Annotated in this window: 23 protein-coding genes and 1 pseudogene; 15 read left to right on the top strand and 9 right to left on the bottom strand. The window is 71.0% G+C overall.

The annotated features are described in order from the left end of the window. Both AB0J24_RS24770 and AB0J24_RS24765 read right to left on the bottom strand, forming a co-directional pair. Nucleotides 1–130 (bottom strand): annotated as a pseudogene (locus AB0J24_RS24770) (MFS transporter); the annotation flags it as partial. A gap of 69 nt (nt 131–199) precedes the next feature. Continuing rightward, nucleotides 200–1,537 carry an NAD(P)-binding domain-containing protein gene (locus tag AB0J24_RS24765; RefSeq protein ID WP_358685442.1) on the bottom strand — a complete coding sequence of 446 codons (1,338 nt, stop codon included), beginning with the start codon at nt 1,535–1,537 and terminating at the stop codon, nt 200–202. A gap of 115 nt (nt 1,538–1,652) precedes the next feature. On the opposite strand from AB0J24_RS24765, the gene AB0J24_RS24760 reads away from it, so the two are divergent. Beyond that, complete coding sequence (locus AB0J24_RS24760; protein WP_358685430.1) at nt 1,653–2,546, top strand: metalloregulator ArsR/SmtB family transcription factor; 894 nt, start codon at nt 1,653–1,655, stop codon at nt 2,544–2,546. A gap of 439 nt (nt 2,547–2,985) precedes the next feature. On the opposite strand, the gene AB0J24_RS24755 is transcribed toward AB0J24_RS24760, so the two are convergent. After that, complete coding sequence (locus AB0J24_RS24755) at nt 2,986–3,975, bottom strand: arsenic resistance protein (RefSeq protein ID WP_358685428.1); 990 nt, start codon at nt 3,973–3,975, stop codon at nt 2,986–2,988. Then, nucleotides 3,972–4,697, bottom strand: coding sequence for a MerR family transcriptional regulator (locus AB0J24_RS24750; RefSeq protein ID WP_358685440.1), 726 nt, complete (start codon nt 4,695–4,697; stop codon nt 3,972–3,974). Before AB0J24_RS24750 ends, AB0J24_RS24755 begins: the two co-directional genes overlap by 4 nt. Before the next feature lie 171 nt (nt 4,698–4,868). Between AB0J24_RS24750 and AB0J24_RS24745 the strand changes: the two genes are divergently transcribed. Beyond that, complete coding sequence (locus AB0J24_RS24745; protein WP_358685425.1) at nt 4,869–5,660, top strand: sulfite exporter TauE/SafE family protein; 792 nt, start codon at nt 4,869–4,871, stop codon at nt 5,658–5,660. 544 nt (nt 5,661–6,204) lie between these two features. On the opposite strand, the gene AB0J24_RS24740 is transcribed toward AB0J24_RS24745, so the two are convergent. The 4 genes from AB0J24_RS24740 to AB0J24_RS24725 form a co-directional block, all read right to left on the bottom strand. Then, nucleotides 6,205–6,828 (bottom strand): DUF4038 domain-containing protein, encoded by a 624-nt coding sequence (locus tag AB0J24_RS24740; protein WP_358685423.1) that lies wholly within the window; start codon nt 6,826–6,828, stop codon nt 6,205–6,207. A 482-nt stretch (nt 6,829–7,310) separates the two neighbouring features. Next, nucleotides 7,311–8,390 (bottom strand): zeta toxin family protein, encoded by a 1,080-nt coding sequence (locus tag AB0J24_RS24735; RefSeq protein WP_358685421.1) that lies wholly within the window; start codon nt 8,388–8,390, stop codon nt 7,311–7,313. A 9-nt stretch (nt 8,391–8,399) separates the two neighbouring features. Then, on the bottom strand, nt 8,400–8,726 hold the full coding sequence (locus AB0J24_RS24730) for a hypothetical protein (protein ID WP_358685419.1): 327 nt from the start codon (nt 8,724–8,726) through the stop codon (nt 8,400–8,402). A 190-nt stretch (nt 8,727–8,916) separates the two neighbouring features. Then, a complete protein-coding gene (locus AB0J24_RS24725) occupies nt 8,917–9,549 on the bottom strand; it encodes a hypothetical protein (RefSeq protein ID WP_358685417.1) in 633 nt (210 codons plus the stop codon). A gap of 902 nt (nt 9,550–10,451) precedes the next feature. Here AB0J24_RS24725 and AB0J24_RS24720 point away from each other — a divergent pair. From AB0J24_RS24720 to AB0J24_RS24700, 5 genes are all read left to right on the top strand, one after another. Further along, on the top strand, nt 10,452–11,180 hold the full coding sequence (locus tag AB0J24_RS24720) for a hypothetical protein (protein WP_358685414.1): 729 nt from the start codon (nt 10,452–10,454) through the stop codon (nt 11,178–11,180). Between the two features lie 480 nt (nt 11,181–11,660). Further along, entirely contained in the window at nt 11,661–12,602 is a 942-nt protein-coding gene (locus AB0J24_RS24715) for a MinD/ParA family protein (RefSeq protein WP_358685411.1), read from the top strand. Beyond that, complete coding sequence (locus tag AB0J24_RS24710; protein WP_358685408.1) at nt 12,596–13,774, top strand: glycoside hydrolase family 16 protein; 1,179 nt, start codon at nt 12,596–12,598, stop codon at nt 13,772–13,774. Before AB0J24_RS24715 ends, AB0J24_RS24710 begins: the two co-directional genes overlap by 7 nt. 74 nt (nt 13,775–13,848) lie before the next feature. Further along, entirely contained in the window at nt 13,849–16,209 is a 2,361-nt protein-coding gene (locus AB0J24_RS24705; RefSeq protein WP_358685406.1) for a transglycosylase family protein, read from the top strand. Between the two features lie 45 nt (nt 16,210–16,254). Next, entirely contained in the window at nt 16,255–17,139 is an 885-nt protein-coding gene (locus tag AB0J24_RS24700) for a trypsin-like peptidase domain-containing protein (RefSeq protein WP_358685438.1), read from the top strand. Between the two features lie 21 nt (nt 17,140–17,160). Here AB0J24_RS24700 and AB0J24_RS24695 read toward each other — a convergent pair whose 3' ends face one another. After that, a complete protein-coding gene (locus AB0J24_RS24695) occupies nt 17,161–17,769 on the bottom strand; it encodes a hypothetical protein (RefSeq protein ID WP_358685403.1) in 609 nt (202 codons plus the stop codon). A gap of 102 nt (nt 17,770–17,871) precedes the next feature. Between AB0J24_RS24695 and AB0J24_RS24690 the strand changes: the two genes are divergently transcribed. The 8 genes from AB0J24_RS24690 (at nt 17,872) to AB0J24_RS24655 (ending at nt 26,138) form a co-directional block, all read left to right on the top strand. Then, entirely contained in the window at nt 17,872–18,339 is a 468-nt protein-coding gene (locus tag AB0J24_RS24690) for a hypothetical protein (protein ID WP_358685400.1), read from the top strand. 33 nt (nt 18,340–18,372) lie between these two features. After that, nucleotides 18,373–18,681 (top strand): hypothetical protein, encoded by a 309-nt coding sequence (locus AB0J24_RS24685; protein WP_358685397.1) that lies wholly within the window; start codon nt 18,373–18,375, stop codon nt 18,679–18,681. 32 nt (nt 18,682–18,713) lie between these two features. Continuing rightward, nucleotides 18,714–20,114: a hypothetical protein gene (locus AB0J24_RS24680; protein WP_358685395.1), complete on the top strand. Its 1,401-nt coding sequence runs from the start codon at nt 18,714–18,716 to the stop codon at nt 20,112–20,114. After that, a complete protein-coding gene (locus tag AB0J24_RS24675; RefSeq protein ID WP_358685392.1) occupies nt 20,111–21,577 on the top strand; it encodes an SCO6880 family protein in 1,467 nt (488 codons plus the stop codon). Before AB0J24_RS24680 ends, AB0J24_RS24675 begins: the two co-directional genes overlap by 4 nt. A gap of 36 nt (nt 21,578–21,613) precedes the next feature. Beyond that, a complete protein-coding gene (locus AB0J24_RS24670) occupies nt 21,614–23,092 on the top strand; it encodes a hypothetical protein (protein WP_358685389.1) in 1,479 nt (492 codons plus the stop codon). Next, entirely contained in the window at nt 23,089–24,978 is a 1,890-nt protein-coding gene (locus tag AB0J24_RS24665) for a TraM recognition domain-containing protein (RefSeq protein WP_358685386.1), read from the top strand. The genes AB0J24_RS24670 and AB0J24_RS24665 overlap by 4 nt, the downstream gene beginning before the upstream one ends. Nucleotides 24,979–24,980: 2 nt before the next feature. Further along, on the top strand, nt 24,981–25,634 hold the full coding sequence (locus AB0J24_RS24660; protein ID WP_358685383.1) for a DUF4913 domain-containing protein: 654 nt from the start codon (nt 24,981–24,983) through the stop codon (nt 25,632–25,634). A gap of 210 nt (nt 25,635–25,844) precedes the next feature. Beyond that, nucleotides 25,845–26,138: a hypothetical protein gene (locus AB0J24_RS24655; protein ID WP_358685381.1), complete on the top strand. Its 294-nt coding sequence runs from the start codon at nt 25,845–25,847 to the stop codon at nt 26,136–26,138. Nucleotides 26,139–26,194: the final 56 nt, after the last annotated feature.

Here is a 26,194-nt window from a genome sequence, read left to right as displayed (position 1 = left end):
CCAGCACCGGGAAGGCGTAGTAGAGCACGCCCCAGCTGACGATCTCGGTCGCGCACAGCACGACCAGCACCCGGCGCAGACCGCCCCGGCCCAACGGCCCGGAGGGCTCGGTCGTTCCCACTGGGAGCATTCGCGGTGGCCTTCCGGCAGGCCCGGCACGGCCTGCGGCAGCGGGCTTCCCGGGTTGGACAGCGGTCGGTCAGGCCCGCGTCTGTGCGATCTGCTCGGCCGGTTCGACCGGTCCGCAGCACCCGCCCTCGGCCGCTCCGGACGCGGCAGTGGGATCGTCGAACAGCCCTGCGCCACCGCAGACCCCGGTGTCGGGCAACACCAGCTCGACCCGCTCGGCGGCCTCGTGATCCCCGGCCAGTGCAGCGGCGACCGAGCGAACCTGCTCGTAACCGGTCATCGCGAGGAACGTCGGTGCCCGGCCGTAGGATTTCATGCCGACCACGAACACCCCCGGTTCGGGCTGGGCCAGCTCTCGGGCGCCGTGTGGGGGAACGGTGCCGCAGGAGTGCACGTTCGGGTCGATCAACGGTGCCAGGGCCCGGGCGGCCTGCAGGGTCGGGTCCAGGTCCAGGCGTAGCTCGGTCAGCCATGACAGGTCCGGGCGGAACCCGGTCAGCGCCACGACCTCGTCGACCGGGGTGAGGCGTCGTCCGTCGAGGGACTCGAGCACGAGGCCGTCACCGGTCCGGGTGGCCGCGCCGGTGCGGAACCCGGTCACGGTGGTGACGTGCCCCGCCGCGACCGCGGCTGCGGCACGACGGCCCAGGGCTCCGCGGGCGGGCAGCTGGTCGGCTTCGCCACCGCCGAAGATGTCACCGACCTGCCCGCGGCGCAGCAACCATTGCACGTGCGTGCCCGGGGCGGCCTCGGCCAGCTCGGCCAACGCCACCAGCGCGGTCAGCGCCGAGTGCCCGCTGCCGGCCACTGCGAGCCGCTTGTCGGCGTAGCGGGCCCGCACACCCGGGTCGGCCAGGTCCGGCACCTGGTAGGCGATCCGGTCGGCCGCGGCGCGCTCACCCACCGCGGGAAGCCCGTCCGCGCCGAGCGGGTTCGGCGAACCCCAGGTCCCAGAGGCGTCCACCACCGCACGGGCGAGGATCCGCTGCTCTCCCGCCGCGGTCTGCACGTGCACGGTCAGCGGTTCGGTCTCGCGTCCGGCGTCGACCACCCGGTCCCGCCCGCGCCGGGCCACACCGGACACTCGGGCGCCGAACTGCACCCGGCTCCCCAACACCTCGGCGAGCGGCTGCAGGTAGCGCTGCGCCCACTCCTGCCCCGTCGGGCAGGTCTGCGGGTCCGGGTGCGTCCATCCGGTAAGGGCCAACAGCTTCTCCGCCACCGGGTCGACCACCTCCGCCCACCGGGAGAACAACCGCACGTGGTGCCACTCCCGCACATGCGCACCGGCCTGCTCGCCCACCTCGAACACCAGCGGCTCCAAACCCCGGTCGAGCAGATGCGCGGCGGCGGAGAGCCCGACCGGCCCGGCTCCGACCACCACGACCGGCAACGTGCCCTCACCCATCACGACCTCCACCACGACCGGCATCTCTTCATCGACGCTCGTCGATGCAATGGCCGGGACAGTATCGACGACCATCGATTGACGCAACCATCGATGCGTGTCGATACTGCTCGGCATGAGCACCACCACGGCCCAGCAGTCCACCGGCACACCGCTGCTGGCGCTGACCGACGTGTCGGCCACGCCGCCGCAGCTGCCGCTCGCCGACGCCGAGACCTACGCCGGATGGTTCGCCTGTCTGGCCGAGCCGACCCGGGTACGGCTGTTGCACGCGGTCGCGGTCACCGCACGAGCGATCGCGGTCGGGGAACTGGCCGAACAGCTCGGGATCTCCCAGTCCACCTGCAGCCACCACCTGCGCAAGCTCGCCGACGTCGGCTTCGTGAGCCTGCACAAGCAGAAGACCACCACCCTCGTCACGGTCAATCCGGCCTGCTGCACCGGTCTCCCGCACGCCGCCGACGCCGTGATGGGCATGCTCGGGCCGCGCCCGTGCTGCCCCACCGACCTGCCCGCCGACGTCACCGTCCGCGCCATGCAGGCCGGTGACTGGGCCGCAGTCCGCCGCATCTACGCCGAGGGCATCGCCACCGGCCACGCCACCTTCGACACCGAGGTCCCCGAACGGCGTGAGCTCGACCGCCGATGGCTACCCGAGCACCGGTGGGTCGCCGAGCTCGACGGTCACGTCGTCGGCTGGACGGCCCTCGCGCCGGTCTCGACGCGGCCGGTCTACGCCGGCGTGGCCGAGTCCTCGATCTATGTCGCCGAGGACTCCCGCGGGCGCGGGATCGGCAAGGCGCTGATCCACCAGCAGGTCACCGCCGCCGACAGCGCCGGGCTCTGGACCCTGCAGACCGCGATCTTCCCGGAGAACCGGGCGTCGGTCGCGCTGCACCAATCCGCCGGCTACCGCACCCTCGGCCTGCGCGAACGCATCGGCCGCCACCACGGCGTCTGGCGCGACACCGTCTTCCTCGAACGCCGCACCGCCACCGACCCTGACTAGCTGCCCGTGCGGCAGCACGCCCCCGGTCACGTCCTTCACCAGCGGCCTCGCGGCTGCGGTTGCTCACCCCTGCCCACGCTCCGGACGGAGGGTCGTCGATGCCTGTGGTCGACGACCGCACCTACTGCTCCGTCATCGACACCGCGAGCCCGGCCCGGGCACCGAACTCCACGACATCGACGGCACCCACCCCAGCTGCACGACGGGCGCGCCGACCAGGTCGACACCATCCTGTCCCGACCGATTACCGACCGGACCTGCCCTGACCTCACCGATCATGGCGTCCCGACCACTCAGTTCCGGCTCGCCCCGGATTCGGCTACGTCGGGCTCGCCTCCGCACCACCTGCTTGGGACCGGACACGACGAGCCATCGATCACCAGAAGGCCCCCCGGGAGTGATGGTGGAGGCACTGGGCACGATCTGATGGCCGGGCTGGTTAGGAGTGGCGGTCTCGCAGGGGCAGCGGGGCAGGGTCCCGGAACAGGACGCGAGGAACGAACCAGAGATAGAACACCATCCCGAACAGCTCGACCAGCGACTGCATCACGATCACGATCGCCGCGACCTCCCACCCCGCGGGCAGCGACAGCGCGAAGGGCAACACGATGAAGGAGTTGCGAGTGCCCAGCGAGAACGCCAGCGTACGACCCTGAGAAGCAGGCAGGCGGCCGATCACGCCAAGGACCTTGGCGATCACCAGGCTCGAAGCCAGGAACGCGACGGCAATGCCCACCACGATGGGGAGCAGCTGCAAGGTCTCGCCGACCTCCCCGACATGTGCCGTGGCGACCAGCAGGATCACCACGGCCAGGAGCGGAACCGGCCACCCACCCAGGTGTTCCACGACGCGCTCACGATCCGGGTTCTTGCGGGCCCAGACCTCCGTCAGGGCGGCTAGGACGAGGGGGACCAGGACCACCAAGAGCGCCGGCCAGACATCGGCGAGCGCGAACACGGAAGCGAAGTCGATGTCCGCCATCAGCCCGAGGTACCCCGGCAGCAGAAGGAGCTGAAGAACGAGAGCGACCGGGGTCAGCGCGGTGGCTCGGGTCGCGTCCCCGCGGCCGAGCTGACTGAAAGTGATGAACCAGTCGGTGCAAGGCACCAGCAGCACCAGCAACAGCCCGAGTCGCAGAGCGTCGTCGTCGGGGGCGAACTGCACGAGCACCCAGACCAGCACCGGGATGATGGCAAAGTTCCCCACCAATGCCGCGGCCAGGAACCGTCTGTCCTTGAACGCCGCGGGCACCAAGGCCAACGGCATCTGGGTGAAGGTGGCGTACAGCAGTAGCGCGAGGACCGGCCAGACCAAAGCTTCCGTGACGTACCCGGCATCTGGCCACAGGGTGCCTGCAACCAGACCGAGGATGACGGCGGTGAGATAGACCCAGACCTGGTGCCGCTCGAGAATTTCGCGGCTCGTCACGGCTGCCGCTCCACCAGGTCGGCATGGGCGGGGTCGTCACCGGGGAACAGTCTGTCGAGCATCGGCATCCCCTCAGGTGGAGTGGTGATGACCAGTGTGAACCGTGGTCCACGCAGCGAGAGGTCGAACGTGAAGAAGGGACAGCATCGCTGCTCAGCCACAGCCAGGGCGGTGATCGGGGCCAATGCCTCGACCGGCAGCTCGATCCGCATTCCACCAGCCACACGCCTGGTCGGGGCGCCGGTCAGCGCCTCGTGCCATGCGGTGAGACGTGCGGGCTGTGCCGGGCTGAGTGAGCAGGCCACCGGCGGTGGCGGCGGCGCTGCGGTGGCGAGGAACGCGCACTCGGGACTGCATCGCTCAGGCCGGTCGGGGAGGTCGTCAAGATGCTGGGCGGCGGCAGTCAGGACATGACGAGCCTGAGACAACTCCTCAATCATCGTGTCGAGGCGTTCGAGCTGTGTGTCCAGCAGTGGCCGGAGCTGAGCCTTGACGCTGGCACACGGGTCGGAGTCCCATGCCCTCACCAGCGAGGTGATCTGCTCCAGTGGCAAGTTCAGCTGCTTGGCCGCGTTGATGAACCGCAGCCGCTCCAGCACGTCTGTGTCGAACACCCGGTAGCCGTTGGACGCCCGCCGTGGACGCAGCAACCCCAGGTCTTCGTAATAACGCAGCGTCGTGGCAGGCACCCCACTTCGGGCAGCGACCTCAGAAATCCGCATCGTCTCCACCCCACCGACGCTAAACGTTCCACCCGACTCGAAGGTCAAGGGACGATCTTCACTTCACTCCCGCCGGGAAGGCGCGCAGCCCTCGACAGCCGCTCGATACCTGTGCCCTCTTGCCACGGGCGCACACACGTGTCTGCGCGCTGTCGACGATGATCCGGGGTCGTGACCGTCGAAACCGCCCTGCTGGCCCTCGGCGCCGGGTTCCTTGTCGCAGTAGTCACGACTCCGGTTGGTGTCTCCGGCGCGGTGTTCCTCCTGCCGATCCAGCTCGACATCCTCCGGATCCCCAGCCCCGCAGTCACGCCGACCAACCTGCTCTTCAACGTGGTCAGCACCCCCGGGGCGCTGCTCCGCTACCGCAGCGTCCGCGCACTCGGCGGCCCGCTGACCCGCCACATCCTGATCGGAACCCTGCCCGGAGTCGTAATCGGAACCATCGTCCGCATCTGGCTGGCCCCCGGCGACCGTGTCTTCCGCCTGCTCGCCGCTGCGCTGCTCCTGCCGCTGGGGATATGGCTCTGCCTGGGGAACCGTACCCGGCCCGGGCCCGGCCCGGGGCCCGGACGGACCCTGCCGGCACCCATCGTGGCCGCAGTCGGGACCGGCGCCGGGGTGGCCGGCGGGATCTACGGCATCGGCGGTGGATCTCTGCTCGGCCCGATCTTGGTCGGCACCGGCATGTCAGTGGCGGTCGTGGCCCCGGCCGCGCTGACCGCGACGTTCCTGACCTCGGTGGCCGGAGTACTCACCTACGCCGTGCTCTCGCTGATCACGGCCAGCCCGGTCAGCCCGGAGTGGGCGATCGGGCTGCTCTGTGGGGCCGGAGGACTGATCGGTGGCTATGTCGGAGCACAGCTCCAGCCCTCGATCCCGGAACGAGCGCTACGGACCCTGCTCGGCATCCTCGCGCTCGGGCTAGCGACGACGTACATGGTTCAGGCACTCATGGCATGATCACGCCACCTCCGACGCCAGACTCGGGATCACGCGGTCACGAGCCCCTGTCTCGCCCCAGACCCGACCAAGGTGGGGATCACGGTCGGTTCGATCGCCGTTCTGCAACGGGTCCGGGCATAGACCGCGCTGATCCTCGTTGCCTCGACTGGGACATCGACGATCTCCAAGCCGCTGGCCAGAAGCCAGCTCACCAGGCCGGGTTGGCCGATCTACCTCGCATTCGCCGCCGGCTTCACCGCGGCCGCCATACCTGCACCCCTGTTCTGGTCGTTCACGCCGCGCGCCGCACCGCGCATCCTCAACCTCCGGCTGATCGTGCGGAGTTCGCGCCCCCGGTGACACCGGCAACATCGGCCAGGGCGCAGGAAGGCCTCCCACCGGCCAGACGCTGGGCGATCCCCACCGTGCGGGGAGTGTCGGGCGGCGAGCGCACCTGCACTCGACGACGGCTCCTGGGTCATTGTCCGACCAAGGGGGTGCGGCGCGGTCCTCCCGGGTCATAGACATGTCCACAGCGGAAAAGGGCAGGTCAAAGGCGCCCTCAGACCCTCACGATCGAGGTAAACTCCGCGCCGGCGAACCAGGTCGCCGAGGTCTGGTCGCCGCGCGGGTGGTAGGTCGTGAGCTGGGTGCCGCCGGTCGAGTCGAGCCCCTCGGCCAGCTCGGTCCACAGCTGTTCTTCCCCGTCGGCGGGGTGGTCACCGCCGAGGGTCCAGGTGATGTTGTCGTAGGCACCGAAGCGGTCCCCGAGGAACTCCCCGTAGTCGCGGGCGGTGTCGGCGGTGATCACCGACCCGGTCTGCTTGTCACCCCACACGGGGTGGATCGCCAGATACATGCCCCGCTCGGCGGCCGCCTCGACGGCGAACTGCACCCGCTCCCAGAAGGCGTCGTTGTCGGCGGCGGCGGTGACGGTGTCGGCGGGGGACTCGGCGCCGGCCTGGGGGAACATCGCCACCGTCTGCACCACGGTGAAGCCCTGCTCGGCGCGGACGTCGAGGTAGTCGACGATCTCGTCCTCACCGAGTTTGCCCAGCATCGCCCACGCGGTGTCACCCAGCCAGAAGAACGGCTCCCCACCGGCGGTGAAGTACCGGCCACTGTCGTCGACCTGCAGGTAGGGCGGTATCTCGAGGTTCTGTTGCTGGGCGGCGGTGTTGACCACGGCGGGTTGTGCTGACCCGAGAAGGACAGCGACGGCGCAGAGCGCTGCCGCGGCCCGTAGCGGCGTGTGCAGCTGTGACCTCTGGGGTGTCCGGGGGACGGAGCCGTGAGGTCGTCGCCGGGTTCGTGCGCCTCTCGCGGCCATCCCGCTCATGAGCTGCAGACCCTACCGGTTCGTATCATTTCCACACATGTCTCTGATACACACTGCTGCTTGGGAGGGGCTCGGCCCGGTGGGTCGTCGACGGTGTCTCGGCTGGCCGAGCGGGCGTGGCTCCCCTCGGGGGTGCTGTCGCGGGGCATCTCGCGTGGTGCGGCGGTGAGCACCGTGTATGACGTCGTGCCACCTGGTTCTGATCATGGTGGCGGCGGTGGTCGGGGTCGCGTAGGTTCGCGTCCGCGGTCGGGGACCCGTCGAGCACCGCTCCGGCACCCCGACCGTCCAGGCCTGGCTCGCCGATCCGCACGGCGCCCGGAGGAGGTTCAGCGTGTCGGCCCGTGCCCGTGCCCGCGCCGCTGGCGGGGGTGCGTGTCGGGCGACGGTGGCGCGCTCGGCGCGGCTCCCGGTCGGGAGGTGTGCTCGGGTGCGGGTGCGCGGTGGATCCTGCGTACGGCGAGGGCGGGGTGTTCCCTCCCGCGGTGGTCCTGCCTGGCCATCTCGGGTGTCTGGTAGGCGGCGCGCCGCTGCGCTGACGGTGTGAGGACCTCGGCGGCGAGGTCGTCGACCTGCTGCAGGCGCGGTCGTAGCTCGTCGGGGACAGTCGCGCGAAGCTGGGTCTGCACGGACTCGTAGTTGGCGATCTCGGCGGCGTCGAGGGGTCGGTCGCGCTCGATCTCGATGGCGCGGGCGAATCGTGGGGGGTGGCGCCACCTGCCGTGCTCGTCGAGCTCGTTGATGTAGGCGGGGCCGTGCTCGTCGATGGTGCGGCGGTAGACCGCGACGAGGTCGGCGGCTCGTCGCTGGTCGATCAGGTGCGCGGTGTCGAGAATTCCGCGGTAGGAGCGGTCGGCGGATTCGGCGACGGTGAGCCTGCCGGATCCGCGTTCTGCGACCTGTTCCTGGTAGCGGTGCAGTACGCCCTGCAGGCTCTGGCTCTCATGGACTCCGAGGGCCATGACGGCGATGCGGTAGCCGGCGTCGCGGTAGGCGGCCAGGGTGTCGAGGGATTCTCTCGGGTCCTGTGCGGTCTCGTGGAAGACGGCGTTGAGCCGGTGGCGTCGCACGTAGTCCTGGGCCTGGGCCATCCAGGCGCGGCCGTCGGCGCGGGTCGCGGCGGCCATCTTCTGGTCGTCGGTGGCCATCAGCTCGTGGTAGTCGGGGTGGAAGGGCTTGTAGAGGTCGCTGTCGATCTCGACGACCCCGCCCTGGGAGGCTAGCTCGGTGCGGATGCGCCCGGCGTGGGCGGACTTCCCGGCACCGGGTTGTGCCATGAGCACGATCAGCAGGGGCTGGTCCTGCGGCTCGAAGCGCGCCAGTCGAAGCGGGACGATCTCGTCGCGGAAGATGCGTTCGTTCTCCTCGACCGGCAGTCGGTAGCCGGCCAGGTCGTCGTCAGCGCTCACCGAGGTCCGTCAGCGCTCACTGAGCTCAGCGCGCAACTGCTGCAGCCGCGGCCGGTAGGAGGCCCGTAGGGCCTCGATCCCCGCAGCGTCGTCGGGGTCGAGTGTTCGCTGGGCCTGGTCGCAGGCCGCGATCTGCTCGCGGATGTGCCGGATCTGCTCCGGGGCGGGCCGGGGGCGTCGACGTTCCCGGTTGAGCAGTGCCACGTAGCACCCGATCACGTCGTTGACCAGTTCCTGGGTGGCCTCGTAGGCCACGGCCGTGGTGCTGTCCCATGTGCGCGGCGGAAGCTTCTTGATAATCGTCTCCGCGTCGGCCGTTCGAATGGCCCTTGCCATATCGCCCTCCCCTCTCACCTGGTCGGTCGTTGAATCCCAACTGTATCCGTAACGCACCCTCACCCGGCCCTTATCCGGAAGGATGTCGCCCGTGGCAGGCGAACCGGGTCGCGGCCGTGATACCGCTCGCCCCCACGGTCAGCGGCGTCGATGGGGGTTCAGCGGGTGCCGGGATGCTGCTCGTCTGTGCTCAGCTCGGGTCGTTGTCGCGGGCCAGGGTGGTCATCAGCTGGCGCACCGCCTGCTGCTGGAGCGCAGTGAGGCGGCCGTAGAGCTGCTGGAGCTCGGCGCTGCCGGGGTCGCGGAGCATGATGACCGCGTTCTGGTACTGGCCGTCGATCTCGGGTGGGTCCTCGTCGTAGAAGAAGCTGAGCCCGACGCCGAAGAACTTCCCGATCCACTGCAGGTAGACCGACTTCGGCCGCTCGCCGCGCTCCCCGCTGATCAGCTTCAGCAGGTAGACGTTGGTGATCTGACCACCGTTGGCGTTGATCCACCGAGCGACGTAGCTGGCCGTGTAGGGGCGGCCGTCGGCCTGGACGACGACGGTGAACAGGTAGTACACCCGCTGCGGGATCGTGCCGCGCCGGTAGCTGGACAACCGCTGCTCGATCAGACGGGCCTGCAGCCCGCCGTCGAGTTCCGGCGGCACCGGGTCCAGAAAATAGGTGGAAGGGACCCGAAAGAACTCGGCGATCTTCACCACGTCGTCGGAGTCGGCCCGCACATCGGCGCCGGCCCCTTTTCGGAGCTCGTTGATGCGCTCTCCGGTCGTGGAACCGCCACCGGCAGCGGAATTGATCCACCGCACGACTTCGGTCACCGGATATTCGCTGCCGTCCGCGCGCCGCACAACCGAGAACAGGCGATTGATCCGGTCGGCGATTTCCTGCCCGGACATCGAGGGAACCGCGGCGCCGTCGTGCTCGCCGGGGACGAGGTCCCGACCTGACCGAGGGGCCGGGGCCGTACTCCCGGACACCGCGTCAGCGCTGGTCGCGCCGTCTTCGTCGGTCATGTTCTCGTCGTTCCTCGCCGCTCGCCGACCCCTCACGCGATGACCCCTGCCAGGAGTGCCCACACCCGCAGGAGCATGTCCGGTGCACCCTACCCACCGGTTGCCGCGCGAACCGCGTTCAGTGCGGCCAGGCGATTCGACCGCTCCAGCGCCGTCGTACAGCGGTGAGTAAACCCATCCAAGACTGTATAAATCGGGATTCTCGATGTAGTACAGTCTGCGGTTGTCAGCGGCACTGCTGGGCGGACCTCCGACCGGGCGCTGACCAGGAGCGACTGGTCGGTGTGTCTGCAGTCGACGTGCGGAGAGGGAGATCGACGTTGCAGCTCGGCCGGCGTACCCGGGCGACTCCCCCGCCTCGACCACCGTGGTTCGACGCAGCCTCACCCGCGGCGCGGGACCGGGGGCCTCGCCGACCGGACAACCCTCCCGAGCCCCCTCCTCCACCGGCGCCGGGGCCGGGGCTGGGGCCGGCGGCCGACCCCGTCGACGACCTTCCTGCTGATCTGGATGCGACGGCGGCGCACTACTTCTTCGACGACGGCGCCGAGCCTCACGCGGCCGCGGGTCCCTCCACGCCGGTCGGCACCGATGTACCCGAGACAGCCGAGCAGCGCCGGTGGGCACCACCGTCGCCGTCTTCGCCACCGAGCCGGAACGGCCACGCTTCCCGTTCCTCGGGTTCTGTGGCGGAGGGCACCTCGGTCATGTCCGCTCCGATCTCGACGGAGTTGCCGCACCATCCCCTCCCCAGCGGCCGGTGGGTCTCGGCTGACGGGGGCGGTCAGGATCTGTACCTGCCGTCCTCTCGCGCCGCCGACGACGACCAGCGGGCCCGCACCACCGTCGACCGCCCGGTCGAGGCGCTGCGTCCGGTCGCCCCGGAGGAGGCGCGTCAGCTGGCCGAGTGCTTCGCCCTGGACTACCTGTCCTGCGACGAGGACGACCCCGACCTGCGCAGGTTGGCGTTGGAGCCCTACCTCGCGCGCCGCTGCGATGCGCTGCTCGGCTGGCCTGCCGACACCCAGGACAGGGGGCGCTGGCGGGCTGTGCACGCACGTGCCGGCGAGGTGCTGCCCTACAGCCACGGTCTCACCGTCGACGTGAAGGTGCTCGTGGAGGTCTTCGAACGCACCGCGTACCTCGAGGGCTCCGCGGACCGGCCCGGGCGCGACGCCGGTGAGGGCGCTGGTGACGGTGCTGGTGACAGCGGCGCCGCCACGACTCCCGGCGTCGACGGAACCGATGATCGGCCACCGCGGTCGCGGCCGGCGCTTCCCCTGGGTGCGCGCTGGTCGGCGGTTCCTTCCGCGCACGCGCCGGGCTGGACCCAGGTGATGACCATCTGGCAACGCCTCGGGGTCCCGGTGCGCCGACACGACCACGGCCACCTGGTCGTCGAGCTGTTCGCCCTTCCGGCGTCGGAAGGCGGATGACCCATCTCAGGTTCGTGAGATATCCGGCCCACACCCTGCGCACACACCTGGAACGTCATGAACAACAACGCACCTGCTCAGGAGTCGATGCCCCCGACGCCGTCGCTGCGTCTCGGCTGGGACGCACCGCCGCCGTCACCGGAGGAGGCCCCATCGTCGTCGCCCGATCCGGCCCACAGTGAGTCGCCCTCACCGACCGCGATCGACCGGCGCCGCGCCAGGCTGCGCTCGACTCCGGCGCCGTGGATGTCCCCAGACACCTCACCGGAGGCAGACGACGGGCCGTGGCCCGCAGCTGCCGGCCCCGAGCCCTCGACCGGCTCACCGGTGCCCCCGTCGCACCATGCTGAGAACGACCAGGGCGAGTACCCGGACGCGGGTGGGACGCCGCGGGGATCCCGCCCGGAGCCATCGGCGACTGGCCCTGTCAGTGCTCCCGGCCCGTCCGCCGAGGTCAGCTCGGAGCCGTTCGTCAACGCTGTGCGCGCCAAGGGCACCGCGCCCAAGCTGGGCTGGCGTGCGGCTTTCTACCGGTTGACCGGGGTCAACCCCGGGGTCTCGACCGTCGAGCAGCGCCTGCTGCGCCAGCAGAGCTCGATCCGCACGCGCATGGACGGTGCGCACTCGGTGATGGTGAGTTCGATGAAGGGCGGCGTCGGCAAGACGACGGTCTCGGCGCTGCTCGGGCTCCTGCTCGCCGAGGAACGCGGCGAGCGGGTCGTTGCAGTGGATGCCAACCCCGATGCCGGAACGCTGGCCGACCGGCTGGTGGGCGAGAAGATCGCCGCGCAGATCACGGTGCGCAAACTCCTCAACCACCTCGACGAGGTCCACACCTTCAGCGACCTGTCGCACTACGTGCACCTGGTGAACCGCCTGCAGGTCGTGGCTTCCGAGCAGGAGCCCGAGGCCTCCGAAGCGTTCTCCCAGAGCGACTACGAGGCAGTGATCGACCTGCTCAGCCGCTTCTGCCAGGTGTTGGTCACCGACTCCGGCACGGGGATCACGCACTCGGCGATGCAGGGCGGGCTCGCGCGGGCCGATTCCCTGGTGATCGTGGGTTCGCTGACCCAGGACGCGGCGTCGCGAGCGGCGCGAACGTTGAATTGGCTGGCCGCCCGGCGGTGGGCCAGCCTGGCCGAGCGGGCGGTGGTGGTCTTCTCCCAGGACCGGGAGAGTTCCTCGATCGATGAGCGCCCGATCCTCGAGCACTTCCAGAGCCGCTGCCGGGCGGTTCTGACCTTGCCCTCCGATCCGCACCTCAAGGCGGGCGGCCCGATCGACCTGGACGCTCTGCGCCCGGCGACCCGCGACGCGGCGCGCGAGATCGCGGCGACCGTGGCCGAGGGCTTCTACCCCTGCCCGACCTCGCTCGGCCGGCCTCGCACTGCCGAGGGCCGCCGAGCTGATCGGTCGTGGTGACCGGTAGGGCCTGGTGGGTTCGCGCCGGCTCGGCCCTGGGGTTGTCGGCGGCACTCACCAGCACGGTGCTCTCACCCGCGCAACCGGCCTCGGACGAGGTCGACTGCGGGTTCCGGATCACCGCCGTACACATCCTGGCCGAACTGACCGGTGACGACTCCGCTCGTGCTGATGCGCTGCGTGACCTGCTGGTGGAGGCGGGGGCGAACGAACCGGGGTTCGTCCCGGCGTCGTGCTATTCCCCCGAATCCGGCGACACCGATCCGGGCCGGGCCGAGCCGGGATCCGACCGGCCCGGGAGCGGTCCCGACTCGCCTTCCGGGTCCGGCGACGACCGCGACAGCCGCTCCGATGACCGGGCCGACGAGAGTCCCGCCGAACCTGCCGACGACACCGGGTCCGGGTCGACGGCCTCGGGCAGTGGCCCCGCGGGTGGTCTCCCGACCGCAGCAGAGGCGTTCGGCTGGGGGGAGCCGGACTTCGTCGACGAGTTCGACGGCAACCAGCTCGAGGGCTGGAACGCCTATGACGGACCCGGGCACGCGGGCAACGGGATCCGTTCCCCCGACGCGGTCACCGTCGCCGACGGCGTCCTGACCATCGACGGGTCCGCAGAGGGCACCACCGCGGGGCTGGCGTGGGGCCACTCGCAGCAGTACGGGCGGTGGGAGGTCGCGATGCGCGCCCCGGTCGGGGACCCCGCCTACAACGCGTTGGCGTTGCTGTGGCCGACGGCGGAGAACTTCCCGGTGGGCGGTGAGATCGACTTCGCCGAGATCATGGACCCCTCCCGGGAGAAGGTGGAGCTGTTCCTGCACTACGGCGCCGACAACTCCCAGGTCCACGGTGAGGTCGAGGTCGACGCGACCGAGTGGCAGGTCTATGCGGTGGAGTGGACCCCGCAGGGGGTCACCGCGTTCGTCAACGGCGAGGAGTGGTGGAAGACCACCGACACCTCGATCCTGCCGCCCGGCCCGATGCATCTGTGTCTGCAGCTGGACTGGTTCCCCGACAACGGCGGCGGTGGGACCGGGCAGGTCCAGTACGACTACGTCAAACAGTGGGCCCTTGCTGAGGGCGACGGCCCCTCGACCGACTCCGAGGCCAGCGAGGGATCCACGGACGCGGATTCCAGCACGACGATCACCGACGAGAAGAACAGGGGCGAGTGATGCCGGCTCGTCTGCGCCGGAGCGAACGCGCACCAGCTCCGGTGGCCCCTCCCCAGCAGCGATGGAGTTGTGAGATGCGCAGGTCGTTCCAGAACCGCTATGGCGTGGTGCCCTTCGCCCAGTCTCGCCCGGCCCCACGGCGATCTCCCGTCGCGGTGCTCACCGCGTCCGCTCTGCTGATGGCCGGCGTCGCGTTCGCGGCCAGCCCGCTGCCCACCGAGATCGGTTTGGTGCGGGAATCGTGCACCGAGGGCAAGGCGATGCGCCAGCTCGACGCGGCCCGCGAGACCCGCACCCAGACGCGCGCGCTGCTGGCCGGTCTGGCGGTGAGCACCGATCCACAGCATCAGGACCTGGCGCGGGAGCTGGCGGGGTTGGGGTTCACTCCGGCCACGCAACCGGCCGGGTGGCGGCAGAAGGCGGTCGATGTCTCCGACCGGCTCAACGGCACCACCGACCCGCAGTTGAGGGAGGTCTCGGTGCGCCTGGCCAAGGCCGGGTTCGGTCCCACTCCGGCCGATCTGTTGCCTCGGGAGAGCGGCTCGGATGCCGGGCCGCCGATCGACGCCATCGGGGACACCCTGCGCGGCGCCGGGGACTCGGCCGCCGGGGTGGTCGAGTCCGCAGGTACGGCAGTGCAGCAGGTCACCGCGCCTGCCTCGTCGGGTGAGTCGTCCACGCGAGGACCGGCGGCGGTGAACCCTGACCGTCGGGCCGAGCCGCCGCCCCCGCCGACCTGCCTCGACGAGCAACCCGCCGCCACCGTCGCTCCCGCGGCGTCGGCGCCCTCGGCCGCGCCCGCGGTGCCTGCGCCGGTGGCGGCACCCCCGCCGGACGCGGCGGAGGAACCGTCGCAGCCCGCTGAACCGGGTGGGGATGACGAACCGGCAGACGACGCGACCGCGGAGCAGCCGGGCCGTGACGACGGTGCGGGATCTGACCCCGGTGCCGACGAGGGCACCGCCGCCGGTGACGACGGCGACGGCGACGCGCTCGGCGACAGTGAGGAGGCGGACTCGTCGGTGTCGCGGGACTCGGGGTCGACCGGCGGCGGCACCCCCGCCTCGGGGGGTGATGCCGACCGCACCACGCGCTCGGGTTCTGACGACGAGCAGCCCGCCGGTGACGACACCTCGCAGACGTCAGACTCCGCCAGCAGCCCCCGGGAGGAGGACTCGCCGTCACCGCGGCGGGACTCGTCCTCGGCGGACTCGAACTCGGCGGAGCCGTCGTCGGCGGACGTGGAGAAGGCCCGGGCTGCGATCGAGCTGCTGGGTGAGCTGATGCAGGCGTTGGGAGCGAGCCCCGACACCGAGGCCGGTCACCTGCAGATCTCGGTGATGGAGGTGCTCGACCGCGACCAGCTCGCCGAGCTCGGCGCGGACCCGACCGCACTGGACCAGCTCGACGAGCTGGTCGACTCCGGCGATGCCGGATCCGGGTCAGGCGATGCGAGCACCGCCGACGGTCCCGGCGCCGACCGCAGCTCGCGATCCGACGACACCTCGGACGGTGACCGTGACTCGGACTCGGCCTCGGACGAACCCGCCGGTTCGTCCGGTGATCCGGAGGACACGGCATCTGACCGGTCGGGACCGTCGCTGACTCCGGACACCGGTGGGGATGTGGACTCCATGCTGGACTCGCTCACCGAACAGGTCAGCGAGGCTGCCGACACCGATCCGGTCGCCGAGCAGATCGCGGACAAGCTCGCCGCGATCGACCGCGAGGACTCCGGTGGCGACGACCCGACGGCCCCCGACTCCGAGGGGCCCGGTGAGAACCCGCGCGTCGACCGATCCGACCGCAGTGCGACCGATCAGGACGACGACCAGGACAGCTCCCGGGAGACACCGGAGGCCGACTCCGGTGACGAGTCGGGCGCCAACAGCGCCGCTGATGAGCAGACCGGCTCGACCGAGCCGATCTCACGCGGCGGGGGCGGTGAGGGCGATCGCCCCTCGGTGGACCGTGACGGTGGCGGAGCTGCCGATGCAGGCGGGTCTGTTCCCTCCGGCGGTGACCGCTCCGCCGGTGAGGACGCCGACGCTGCCCCACCCGCCGCGGGCGGTGACGGCCCGGTGGAGCAGGCACCGCCTGCCCCGGAGCCCGCGGCCGAGGAGGAGGGTGAGCAGCCCCGCGATCCGGAGCCAGCTCCGACCGCTCCGCCGGCCGAGGACCCGGCTGCAGGGGCTGACACCGCCACCTGGGACCGGCTCGCCGAGTGCGAGTCGGGGGGTGACTGGGGAATCGACACGAACAACGGTTACTCCGGTGGGCTGCAGTTCGCGCCCGCCACCTGGCAGGCCTTCGGCGGGCAGGGCGAGGCGCACGAGGCCAGCCGGGAGGAGCAGATCGCGGTGGCCGAACGTGTCCAGGCCGAGCAGGGCTGGCAGGCCTGGCCGGCCTGTTCCGCGGAGCTCGGGCTCAGGTAGCGACCGGTTGTTGAGGATGCGCTCGTGACACGTCGAGGGATCTCGATGGCGGCGGCAGCGATCGCGGCTGCGGCGGTGGCCGTGGTTCTCACCGTCGCCGACGACCCGGCAACAGGGCAGGTGGCCGGACTCGGGTCGGTCGCAGGGCAGGCGACCGCCCCGAGTCCGCCGCGTGAGGACGGACCCCTGCTTCGTGGCCAGGCGGGCCCGGTTGTCGGAGGCTTGTCCGCGTCCTCGGTCGGGGTCCTGGTCGTCGACGGGGGCCGGCATCAGTGCTCGGCCGCTGTGGTGGCTTCGCGGTCGCGGCGGCTGCTGGTCACCGCGGCACACTGCGTCTGGCTCGACGGTGCCTGGCGGGTCGACGGCGCGTACTTCGTGCCCGGGTGGGCCTCGGGCGAGGAGCCCTACGGCCGGTGGACGGTGGACACCGCCTATGTGCCACCGGCATGGCCGCAGGCCAACTCCCCGATCGAGGACGTCGCCGCGCACGTCGACTACGCCTTCGTCTCGCTGCTCCCCCGCGACGGGGTGCTGCCCGAGCAGGTGCTGGGGGCTCAGGGGATCCGGTGGTCGACCACCGACTCCGTCGAGGTCGCAGCGCTCGGCTATCCCGCGGTCGGTGGTTACGACGGGCAGTCGCTGCGCGGATGCTCGGGTCCTGCCGTTGTCGAGCCGTTCAGCCACCGCTCCGCGACCGAGCCCGGTGAGGTGCTGGCGTTGAGCTGCGACATGACTCAGGGCGCCTCGGGCGGCCCGTGGCTGGTCGGCCCGGACGCCGCCGCGGGACGCGGCCAGGTCGTGGGCGTGGTGTCGGGTGGTGACGACACCGCGACGCTGGTCAGCCCACGGTTCGGGCCCGCAGCGAAGACGATCTATGACGCCGCCGACTCCGCCGCCGAGCAGTTCGGCCCCGCCCCCGCGACGGGCTGAGATCGGCCCGCGGGATGGTGGCTAGTAGAGCCGCTCGCGCACCAGCCACCGGCCGTCGATCTCGACCACCTCCACGGTGGCCGCACTGCGTTCGGCCGGGATCGGCGGCCCGTCCGGGCTGTCGCAACCGGTCTCGACGGTACCGGTGACCTGCACGTAGACCTGCTGATCGGTGTGGGGCGCCTCCGGTGGGATGACCGCGTCGATGTCGCTGACCACGGTGCGACAGCGCCCCTGCACGAGCTGTTCCCAGCCGGCACCTGCCGCCCCGGCATCAGCGAGAGCCGAGTTCTCCGCCGCAGCGCGGCCGGTGAGCAGCGGACCCACCCGCTCGGTCCAGCTCGTCGCGCTCGAGTCCTCGTAGCTGACTGTGCGGGAGGCCACCAACCACCGCTGAGCGGTGACCAGCGGGTCACCGTCCGGTGCAGCGGCCGGTGTCGGCGACGCAGGCGGCTGCGACGTCGCGGCCGGTGCGGTCTCGGCCGCGGGCGGGTCCGGTTCAGCGGGCGAGCTCCAGACCGCGTAGACGCCGGCCCCGACTGCCAGGCCTGCGACGACGAGGACGGCCCGGCGCAACAGCCCGCGACCGGGGCCGCGGGGGTCCTCGGGCCCCGACTCGATCAGTGCCACGCGGTTCACCTCATCGAAAATCGTATGATCCTGTTCCTAGAAATCATACGCACTGTAGTATCTCGGACGGCATAAATCTCCGGCTTCAGGACGGTGACAGACGTGATCGACCCTCCGATCGTGGCGGGAGTTCAGGGTGGCGTCGGCACGACCTTGCTGGCTCGCGCCCTCCACGGGTACGACGCTCGGATCTACCGCCCGTGGAGTCCGGTGGACGTGCTCGTGTGCCGGTCCACGGCCCACTCGGTTTACGCAGCTCAGCACGCCTTGCAGCACACCCGCGACAAGCCGGTGCTGGCCGTCGTCGACGACGCCCCCGGCGCCTCGTGGGGCCAGAACACCGCGAACAAGATCCGTCTCACCGAGCCGTACGTGCAGTCCTGGGTGCGCATCCCGATGGTGTCGGACTGGCGCGAACTGGAGTCACCCAGTTCCTTTGTCGCCACGATTCTCGAGACCGCCGAACAGGACCTCCCGAAGAGCGCCCGCCAGTTCGCCCGCGCACTTTTGGAGCTGGTGGACGAAATCGTGCGTCTCGACTCCGTTGACGACCAGTTCCGTAGCGCCTGACCCGTCCAGTACGACGCCTCTCGGAGGCCACGCATGTCACACCTCGCCATCGTGTTCGATCTCTACATTCAGCAGGACCCGCCACCTCTTATTCCAGATGCTGGACCCGGTGAGCTACCCGGTCGACTCGGTGAGAACGTCACGACGTTCATCGCCTCGATCAAAGCAGTGCTCATCGCGATCGCAGTCGTGATGGGCCTGGTCGGGTCCGGCCTGATCATGGTGGGTCAGCGCAGCCCCCGCAGCGGCTCATCCTTCGGCGGTATCGAAAAGCTCGGGATGGTCATCCTCGGCCTCGCCGTGATGGGTTCCATAACCAGCATTATCGGACTGTTTCTGTGACCCGTCGTCGACGATAGGACGAGGACCCGCCCATGTGGATGTTCAACCCGCTCATCGACGGGTTCGGCGAGGCGGCCGGTTACCTCCTGCAGGCGATGATGACCTGGTGGTTGCGCACGCCGTCGCCGATCGACCAGGTCGCCCAGAATCCGGATACGGCCCGGATCGTGGGTTATGTCGCCGTGTCGATCCTGACGATCTCGATGCTGTGGCAGATCGGGCGCATCATGATCTCGGGGCGGCGCGAGCCGATCGTCGACGTCGCGCTCGGCCTGATGAAGTTCGCCGTCATCAACGCCGCCGCCTACATGCTGCTCTTCCTCGCTATCGACACTGCGGACGCACTGTCCAACGAGTTTCTTGGAGGGCCTGGCACACAGTTCGCCGAACGGATGCAAGCGGCATTCGAGGCCACCCAGACCCCGGACTTCGTGCGACTCACTCTAGCCTTTTCCGTCACCGGTTTCGCTGGTCTGCAGTGGCTGCTGTTGATTTTTCGCCAGGCCGGGATCCTCGTGCTGGCTGCGATGCTTCCGATGGCTGCGGCCGGAGTTCTGAGCAACGGCACACGACGGTGGTTTCCGACCATGACGTCGTGGCTGATCGGATTGGTGGTGTACAAACCGGCTGCGGCGTTGATCTATGCGATCGGGATGGGTCTGTTCGCCGAGGCCGACGACGTCGTGACGCTCCTGACCGGGATCGTGGTCCTGCTCTTGGCGGTGGTCGCGCTTCCGGCCACGTTGAAGTTCTTCAACTGGGCGCAGATGGGGACCGGTGGGGGCGGGTCGATCGGCGGTGGGCTCGCTGCCGCGGCGACCGGTGCCGTGTCGCTGGGGGCGATGGCCGGGTCGCGGCGTCAGGAGATGACCGGCCCGGCCAGCGCGCCGAGTTGGACAGCCAACACCGCCGCCCCAGCCGGCAGTACCGGACAGCTCGCGCTACCGCCCGGGGGTGGCGGCCGCGGCGCCGCCCCGCCCGGGGGTGGTGCGCCGCCGGGTGGTGGCAGCGGGGGGCCGTCCGGGGGCAGCGGTGGTTCCGCCTCCGGCACCGGCGCATCGGGGGCGTCGGGTGGCCGAGCGACGAGTCCGGGGCCCGGCAGCACGCACGGCGCTCCGGCCGCCGCAGGCGTCTCCCCGAGCGGGGGGGCTGCGGCCGGCGCGCGGGGCGTCCCGAGCGGGGGTGCGGCCGGGGCCGGGGCCGGTGGCACCGCGGGCGGTGCTGCGGCCGCCGGAAGCGGCGGTGCAGCGGCGGCTGGTGGCGCGGCCGCAGGTCCGGCCGGTGCCGCGGCCGCGGCCGCGGTACGGGGAGCGGCCCGGATGGGGCGTAGCGCTGCGGAGAACTTCACTGAACCACCGGACAACGGCGGAGCCCAACCGAGTAAGGGCCCGGACGGGGCCGGGCCGGCGCCTGGAGGAGGGCCCCAGCGATGACCACTCCGCGTACCTACGGCAACTGGCGGCCGCCGCGCGGCTTCGGTATCGGGCAGCTGTCGACGAGCCAGACGATGACGGTGTTCGGTGCGGTGGTCGTGCCGGTGGTGGTGTTGAACTTCGACGCGCAGGCCGGGTTCGTGGCCTTGGTTCTCGGGGCGCTCGTCGCCGCCGCTGTCGTCCTGCGCATCGGCGGGACGTCGCTGGCTGACGTCGTGACCCGGCGGGTCCGCTTCGCGCGCAGCAAGTCGGCCGGTTGGACCGAGCTCACCGGGGGGATGATCTCCGACCATCCTCGCCGTCACGATCTTCCCGGTCCGATGGGGCCGGTGGTGCCGCTGTCGACCGACGACGGCCGGGGCGGTAAGCAGGGGCTGCTGTGGGATCGCCGGACCGGTTGGCTGACCGCGGTGCTGCGGGTATCCCCGGTAGGGCTCGAACTCGCTGACCGGCAGGAGGCCGACGGCTGGGTCGCCAGCTGGGGGGCGTTCCTTGCCGACCTGGGTTATCAGCCGATGATCCAGCACGTCGCGGTCACCATCGACACCTCGCCCAGCGGTGGGACGACCCTGCGTGACTACGTCAACGATCGGATCGATCCCCGGGCTCCGGCCTCGGCCCGGGCTGTGCTCGGCGAGCTCGCCGCCAGCGCCCCGGCATCGAGCGCCGAGGTCGACACCCGGGTGTCGGTGACCTTCGATCCGAACCAGGCGACTCCGCGGCCCCCGGACCTCGCCGCCGGGGTCGCCGAGGTGACGCGTTGGCTGCCCGGGTTGGAGTCGCACCTGGCGATGGCCGGGGTGGCGGTCCGGCGGCGGGCGACGGCAGCGTGGCTGATCGGTCGCCTACGGGTCGCCTACGACCCGGCGAGCCGCTCGGACCTGACCGACTACGACGACTCCGGTGAGGAGCTGCTGCACTGGTCGGACGCCGGGCCGGTCAGCGCGCAGGAGCCCTGGGACCGCTGGCGGCACGACTCGGGGGTCTCGGTGTCGTGGGCGATGGTCGAGGCGCCTCGCCAGGCGATCATGGACCGGGTTCTGGTGCCGCTGCTGGCACCGGGCCCGTTCCCTCGGCGGACCACGTTGCTCTACGAGCCGTTCTCGGCGGGTGCGGCAGCCAACGAGGTCGAGCGGGAGATCACCAACACCCAGGTGCGACGAGCCTGGGCCCGCAAGACCAAGCGCGATGAGACCCAGCGCGACCGCGACGACCTCGCCCGTGCGGTGCAGAGCGCGCGGGAGGAGGCCGAGGGCGCCGGTGTCGGCCGCTTCACCCTCTACGTGACCACCACGGTGACCGACGAGTCACTGCTGCCCGCAGCGACCGCGGATGTCGAGCAGCGAGCCGGGCAGGCCAAGGTCCGCCTCCGCCGTCTGCGCGGATCGCAGGTCACCGGGTTCGCGGCCTCGCTGGGGATGGGGATCAACCCCGCCGAGCTCGACCGCCGCCCGCGCCGCTGAGCGCACTGACGCCGCTGACTTCGGAGGAGCATCTCTGTGACGACCACAGCCCCTGGGCCGCTCCGGTCGAACGACCCGGGATCGCCGTACCGCGGCCGCCCGGTCCCCCGCGCGCTGGGCTGGGCGGTCCCCGGTGGCGGCCGGGCCGCGAACGCCGAGCCCGGCGTGATGTGGCAGGGCACCACCACGCAGGTGTGTGGGTTGTATCCCTTCGCGGTCAGCTCGGGCGCTGCGCCACCGGGGGTCCCGATCGGGCACCACATGCACACTGCCGAGCCGATCGGGCTCGACCCGGCCGAGTGGCTCCGCCAGGGGCTGGTGTCCAACACCGGCATGTGGATCCAGGGCCAGCCCGGGATCGGCAAGTCCACGATCGTCAAGCGGCTGATGACCGGGCTGGTGGCCTTCGGGTTCACCGCGGTCGTCCCCGGTGACGTCAAGGGCGAGTACACCCGCCTGGTCGAACATCTCGAGGGGCGGGTGTGGCGGATCGGGCGCGGCCTGCACTCGCTCAACCCGCTCGACGCGGGTCCGCTGCGCGCCGCGCTGGCCCAGTCCAGTGGGCAGGACTACGTCCGGTTGGAGGAGACCATCCGGGCCCGGCGGCTGTCGCTGCTCGAAGCGCTGGTCGTCATCGTGCGCCGCGCCGAGATCACCGTGACCGAACGCCGGCTGCTCGGCGTCGCTCTCGATCTCACCGTGGAGGGCACCAGCCAGGCCGACGAACCGACGATCCCCGACGTCGTGCGGGTGCTGACCAACCCGCCCGGTCAGCTGCTCGACATCGCCGCCTGCGACAACAAGCTCAGTTTCCGCCGGGATGTGCGCGACCTGGTCAACACCCTGGAGCTGCTGTGTGCCGGCGCGATCCGCGGGTTGTTCGACCGGCCCTCGTCGATCTCGGCCGATCTCGACACCCCCGCGCTGTCGCTCGACATCTCCGCCCTCGACAACGACGAGGACGAGGTGGTCGCCGCCGCGATGCTCTCGTCGTGGGCCTGGGCGGCTGCGGTGATCGACGGCTCGTCGGCGTTGGGTCGGCGCCGCAACATCTTCCGGGTCCAGGACGAGCTGTGGCGCGCCCTGCGCGTCGCTCCAGGCCTGGTCGAGCGGTCGGACCGGGTGACTCGCCTGGGGCGCCATCGCGGCGAGATCTCCGCTCAGGTCACCCATTCCCTCGACGACCTCGAAGCGCTGCCCACCGAGGCCGACCGGGCGAAGGCACGCGGCATGGCCCAACGCAACGGGGTGATGGTCCTGGGCGGCATGGCCGACAAGGAGCTCGCCGCGGTCAACCAGATCAGTCCCTTGACCGCGTCCGAGGCCGCGATGGTGCGCGCCTGGGCCGCTCCCCCGACCTGGGTCACCGGCAGCGCCCATCCCGGCCGCGGCCGCTACCTGATCAAGTCCGGTGAGCGGACCGGGCTGCCGGTCGCGTTGTCGCTGATGCCCAGCGAACGCGACCTCTACAACACCGATCTGGCCTGGCAGGACCACACCGGGCAGCGGCGATGAGCACCGCTGGTCCACCGCTGGCCTGGCAGCAGATGGCCGTCCCGCTGGTCGGTCTCGGGGTCCTCGGGGCCGGTTTCGTCTCGATGGCGTGCTGCTGGGTCGCCGCGGCGGTTGCCGCCGAGCCCGCACCGCCCGCGTTCGGCGGTGCCACGCTGCGGGCGCTGGTCACCGCGGGCGGGGCTGGGACCCTCGACCCGCTGATCGGTGCAGACGGGTCGCGGCCGCTGTTCTGGGGTGTCCTGGCTCTGGTCGTGGTTCCTGTGCTGGTCACGGTCGTGGCAGCCGCTGTCTGGGTGTCATCGCGCTCGGCGTCGCGCGGTGTCCCCCGGTCGGTGATGGCCCGCGGCCGCGAGACCCGCGACATGCGCGGTCGCGCGGCCCGGGCCCGGGCCCAGCAGCTGCGGCCGGCGCTGCGCGAGCAGCGCACCGTGCAGGCGCGTGACCTCGGGCTGTGTCTGGGCCGCCGCCTCGGTGGGGCCGGGCAGTCACGGCTGCTCTACGCCTCCGAGGAAGACGTCGTGCTGCAGATCGCCGGGCCGCGCTCGAACAAGACCTCCGCCCTGGTGGTGCCCGCGATCCTGTCCGCCCCCGGCCCGGTGATCGCGACCAGCAACAAGGGCGACATCTACACCTTGACCGTCGGCGTGCGCTCCGAGCTGGGACGGGTGTTCGTCGCCGACCCGCAGCGCATCGCTGGTGTCGAGCAGGACTGGTGGTGGAACCCGCTTCGTCACATCCGGGATCTCGCCGACGCGGCCCAGCTGGTCACTCATTTCTCGCGGACGGTCGGTTCGGGCAGCGACCGCAGCGACCCGTTCTTCACCAAGGGTGCGGAGCGTCTGCTCGGCCAGCTGGTGCTGGCAGCCTCCTGTTCTCCGGATACGAGCTTGCGGGATGTCCGCAGGTGGTTGGCCACCCAGGCCACCGAACCGGTCACCCTGCTCGAGCACGGCGGCTACAGCGAGGTCGCGGTGGGCTTGCAGGGCCTGCTCGAAGCACCGGTCGAGACGCGCGGGGGACTGTTCGAGACCGCGTTGACCGCGCTGGGCGCCCTGGAGTCCGAGGCGGTCGCCCGGCTGGTCACCCCACCGTCGACCTGGAAGCTCCCGCCCCGGGTCCCGGTGACCGAGTTCGATCCGTGGCGGTTCCTGGTCGGCTATCACACCGGTTCCTCCGGGGCTGCGGTGCCGCGGGACACGATGTATCTGCTCACCCGCGAAGGCGCCGGCAGTGGTGCTCCGGTGATCGCCGCGCTGGTCGATGACCTCCTGCGCGTCGCCACGCAGGCCGCGACCGCCGAGGGCGGGCGGCTCAGTACGCCGTTGCGACCGGTGCTCGACGAGGCCGCCAACGTCTGCCCCATCGCGAACCTGCCCGATCTGTACTCCTACTTCGGGTCGATGAGCATCCAGGTGATGACCTTCCTGCAGTCCTACCAGCAAGGCGTCGCGATCTGGGGCCGGTCGGGGATGCACAAGATGTGGTCGGCGTCCACGATCAAGCTCGTCGGCGCCGGGGTGCAGGACCCCGAGTTCGCCCGCTGGGTCAGCGACCTCATCGGACCGGTGGAGGTCCCGACCTACTCCCAGCAGTACGGCCGCGGCGGAGGATCGACCTCGACGTCGTGGAAGGAAAAGCCGGTGATGACCGTGGCCGACGTGGCCGCGCTCGACAAGCGCAACGCCATCCTCCTCTCGGCCGGCCGTCGCCCGGTCCTGCTGGAGCTGATGCCGTGGTACCGCGAGCGTGACGCCGAAGCCATCACCGCCTACGCCGCCGAGGCCACCGCACAGGTCCAGCAGTCGGCCGTGGCAGCGCTGGGCGCACGCAACCCGCTGGCCCAACGCCTGTCCGCCGGCGGCCACGCTACGGGCGACCGGCTATGACCGTGCCCGGCCCCGAAGACGCAGACGGCTCGGTCGACTGGCGGGCGTTGCAGACCGAGATCACCGAGCTGCAGGCCGACCGGGCGGCGCTGTCCGCGCGGGTCGCTGCCCTCGACGAGCGCGTCGAGGAGCTCGCCGGTGCCCTCGACATCATCGAAGACGTCATCGAGGACGCCGCCGAGACCCTCCGCTCCCCCGCCGCTGCTACCGAACCGGTGCCGGTGGCCGACACCGACGCCGGGCAGCAGACGCCCTCCGCTGCCCCGCCGGCGCCGGACCCGGGGGCCGCGCCCCTGGACATGCGGGTGCTGATCCCGTGGGTGCGCGACCACATCGCGTTGCTGCTTGAACGCAAGATTCCGCAGAGCCAGGGCCGGCTGCGCTGGTGCCGGAGCTGGTGGCTGCATCCCGAGGCGATCGCCCGCTTCGATGCGCTGCATCGCTCATGGTGCGAAGCCGTCGCGTCCCAGGGCAGCGCGCTGGTCGTCTACTACGAGCACCTCGACCGCCAGCTCGCGACCGTGATGGACGAGCACGGCCCGTTCAGTGCGTGCACCGGCGGTGAGCACGGCAGTGACCGGACGGTGCGACGCCTCGGCCAGCTCGACCCCCCGCCCGCCTACTTCGTCGAACTCGACCAGCTCGACGCGATGTGACCGCCTGACTCCGGTGGCCACGCCCGCCGTGTCTACCGCTGCACCCGCACGAGCAGGGAGGACAATCAGTGCCTGGACGGAGCCGACGCCCCGACCCATCCCAGCTGTCCCTGGACTTCCTGTTCGGGGGCGCCACCGACGAGCCGACCGAGGCCACGACACCGGACCCGCTACCCGCCGACCACCTGGCCGCGCCGCAGGAGGGCCACCATGAACCACTACGGGATTCGGGCGATGCGCCACTGGCAGACCTTCCTGCCCAACCGCTACGCCCAGCTCACCGATCCCCACAGCTACTTCACCGAGCTGGGCAGACAGGTCGAAGCCGAGATCACGGAGCTGGCAGCGGCCCGGGCGGCCGAGGAGGAGCAGGCCCCGACCTACCTCGAGCAGGTGGGCCTGCTGACCCGGATCCGCGCACAGGCGGAGGAGCAGATCCTGACCGAGCAGGTGCTGCTGCCCTCGGAGGCGGACCTGCCCGGCCAGAGCCGGCCCCAGCACTAGAACCGTCCCCGGGGGCTGCCTCCCCCGAGCCGAGGGTCCCGGACCTCGCTGCTGCC

The organism is Pseudonocardia sp. NPDC049635 (assembly GCF_040659795.1).
Classification (GTDB): domain Bacteria; phylum Actinomycetota; class Actinomycetes; order Mycobacteriales; family Pseudonocardiaceae; genus Pseudonocardia.
Note: the sequence above shows the minus strand (reverse complement) of the source record. Positions and strands in the feature narration are given on the sequence as shown.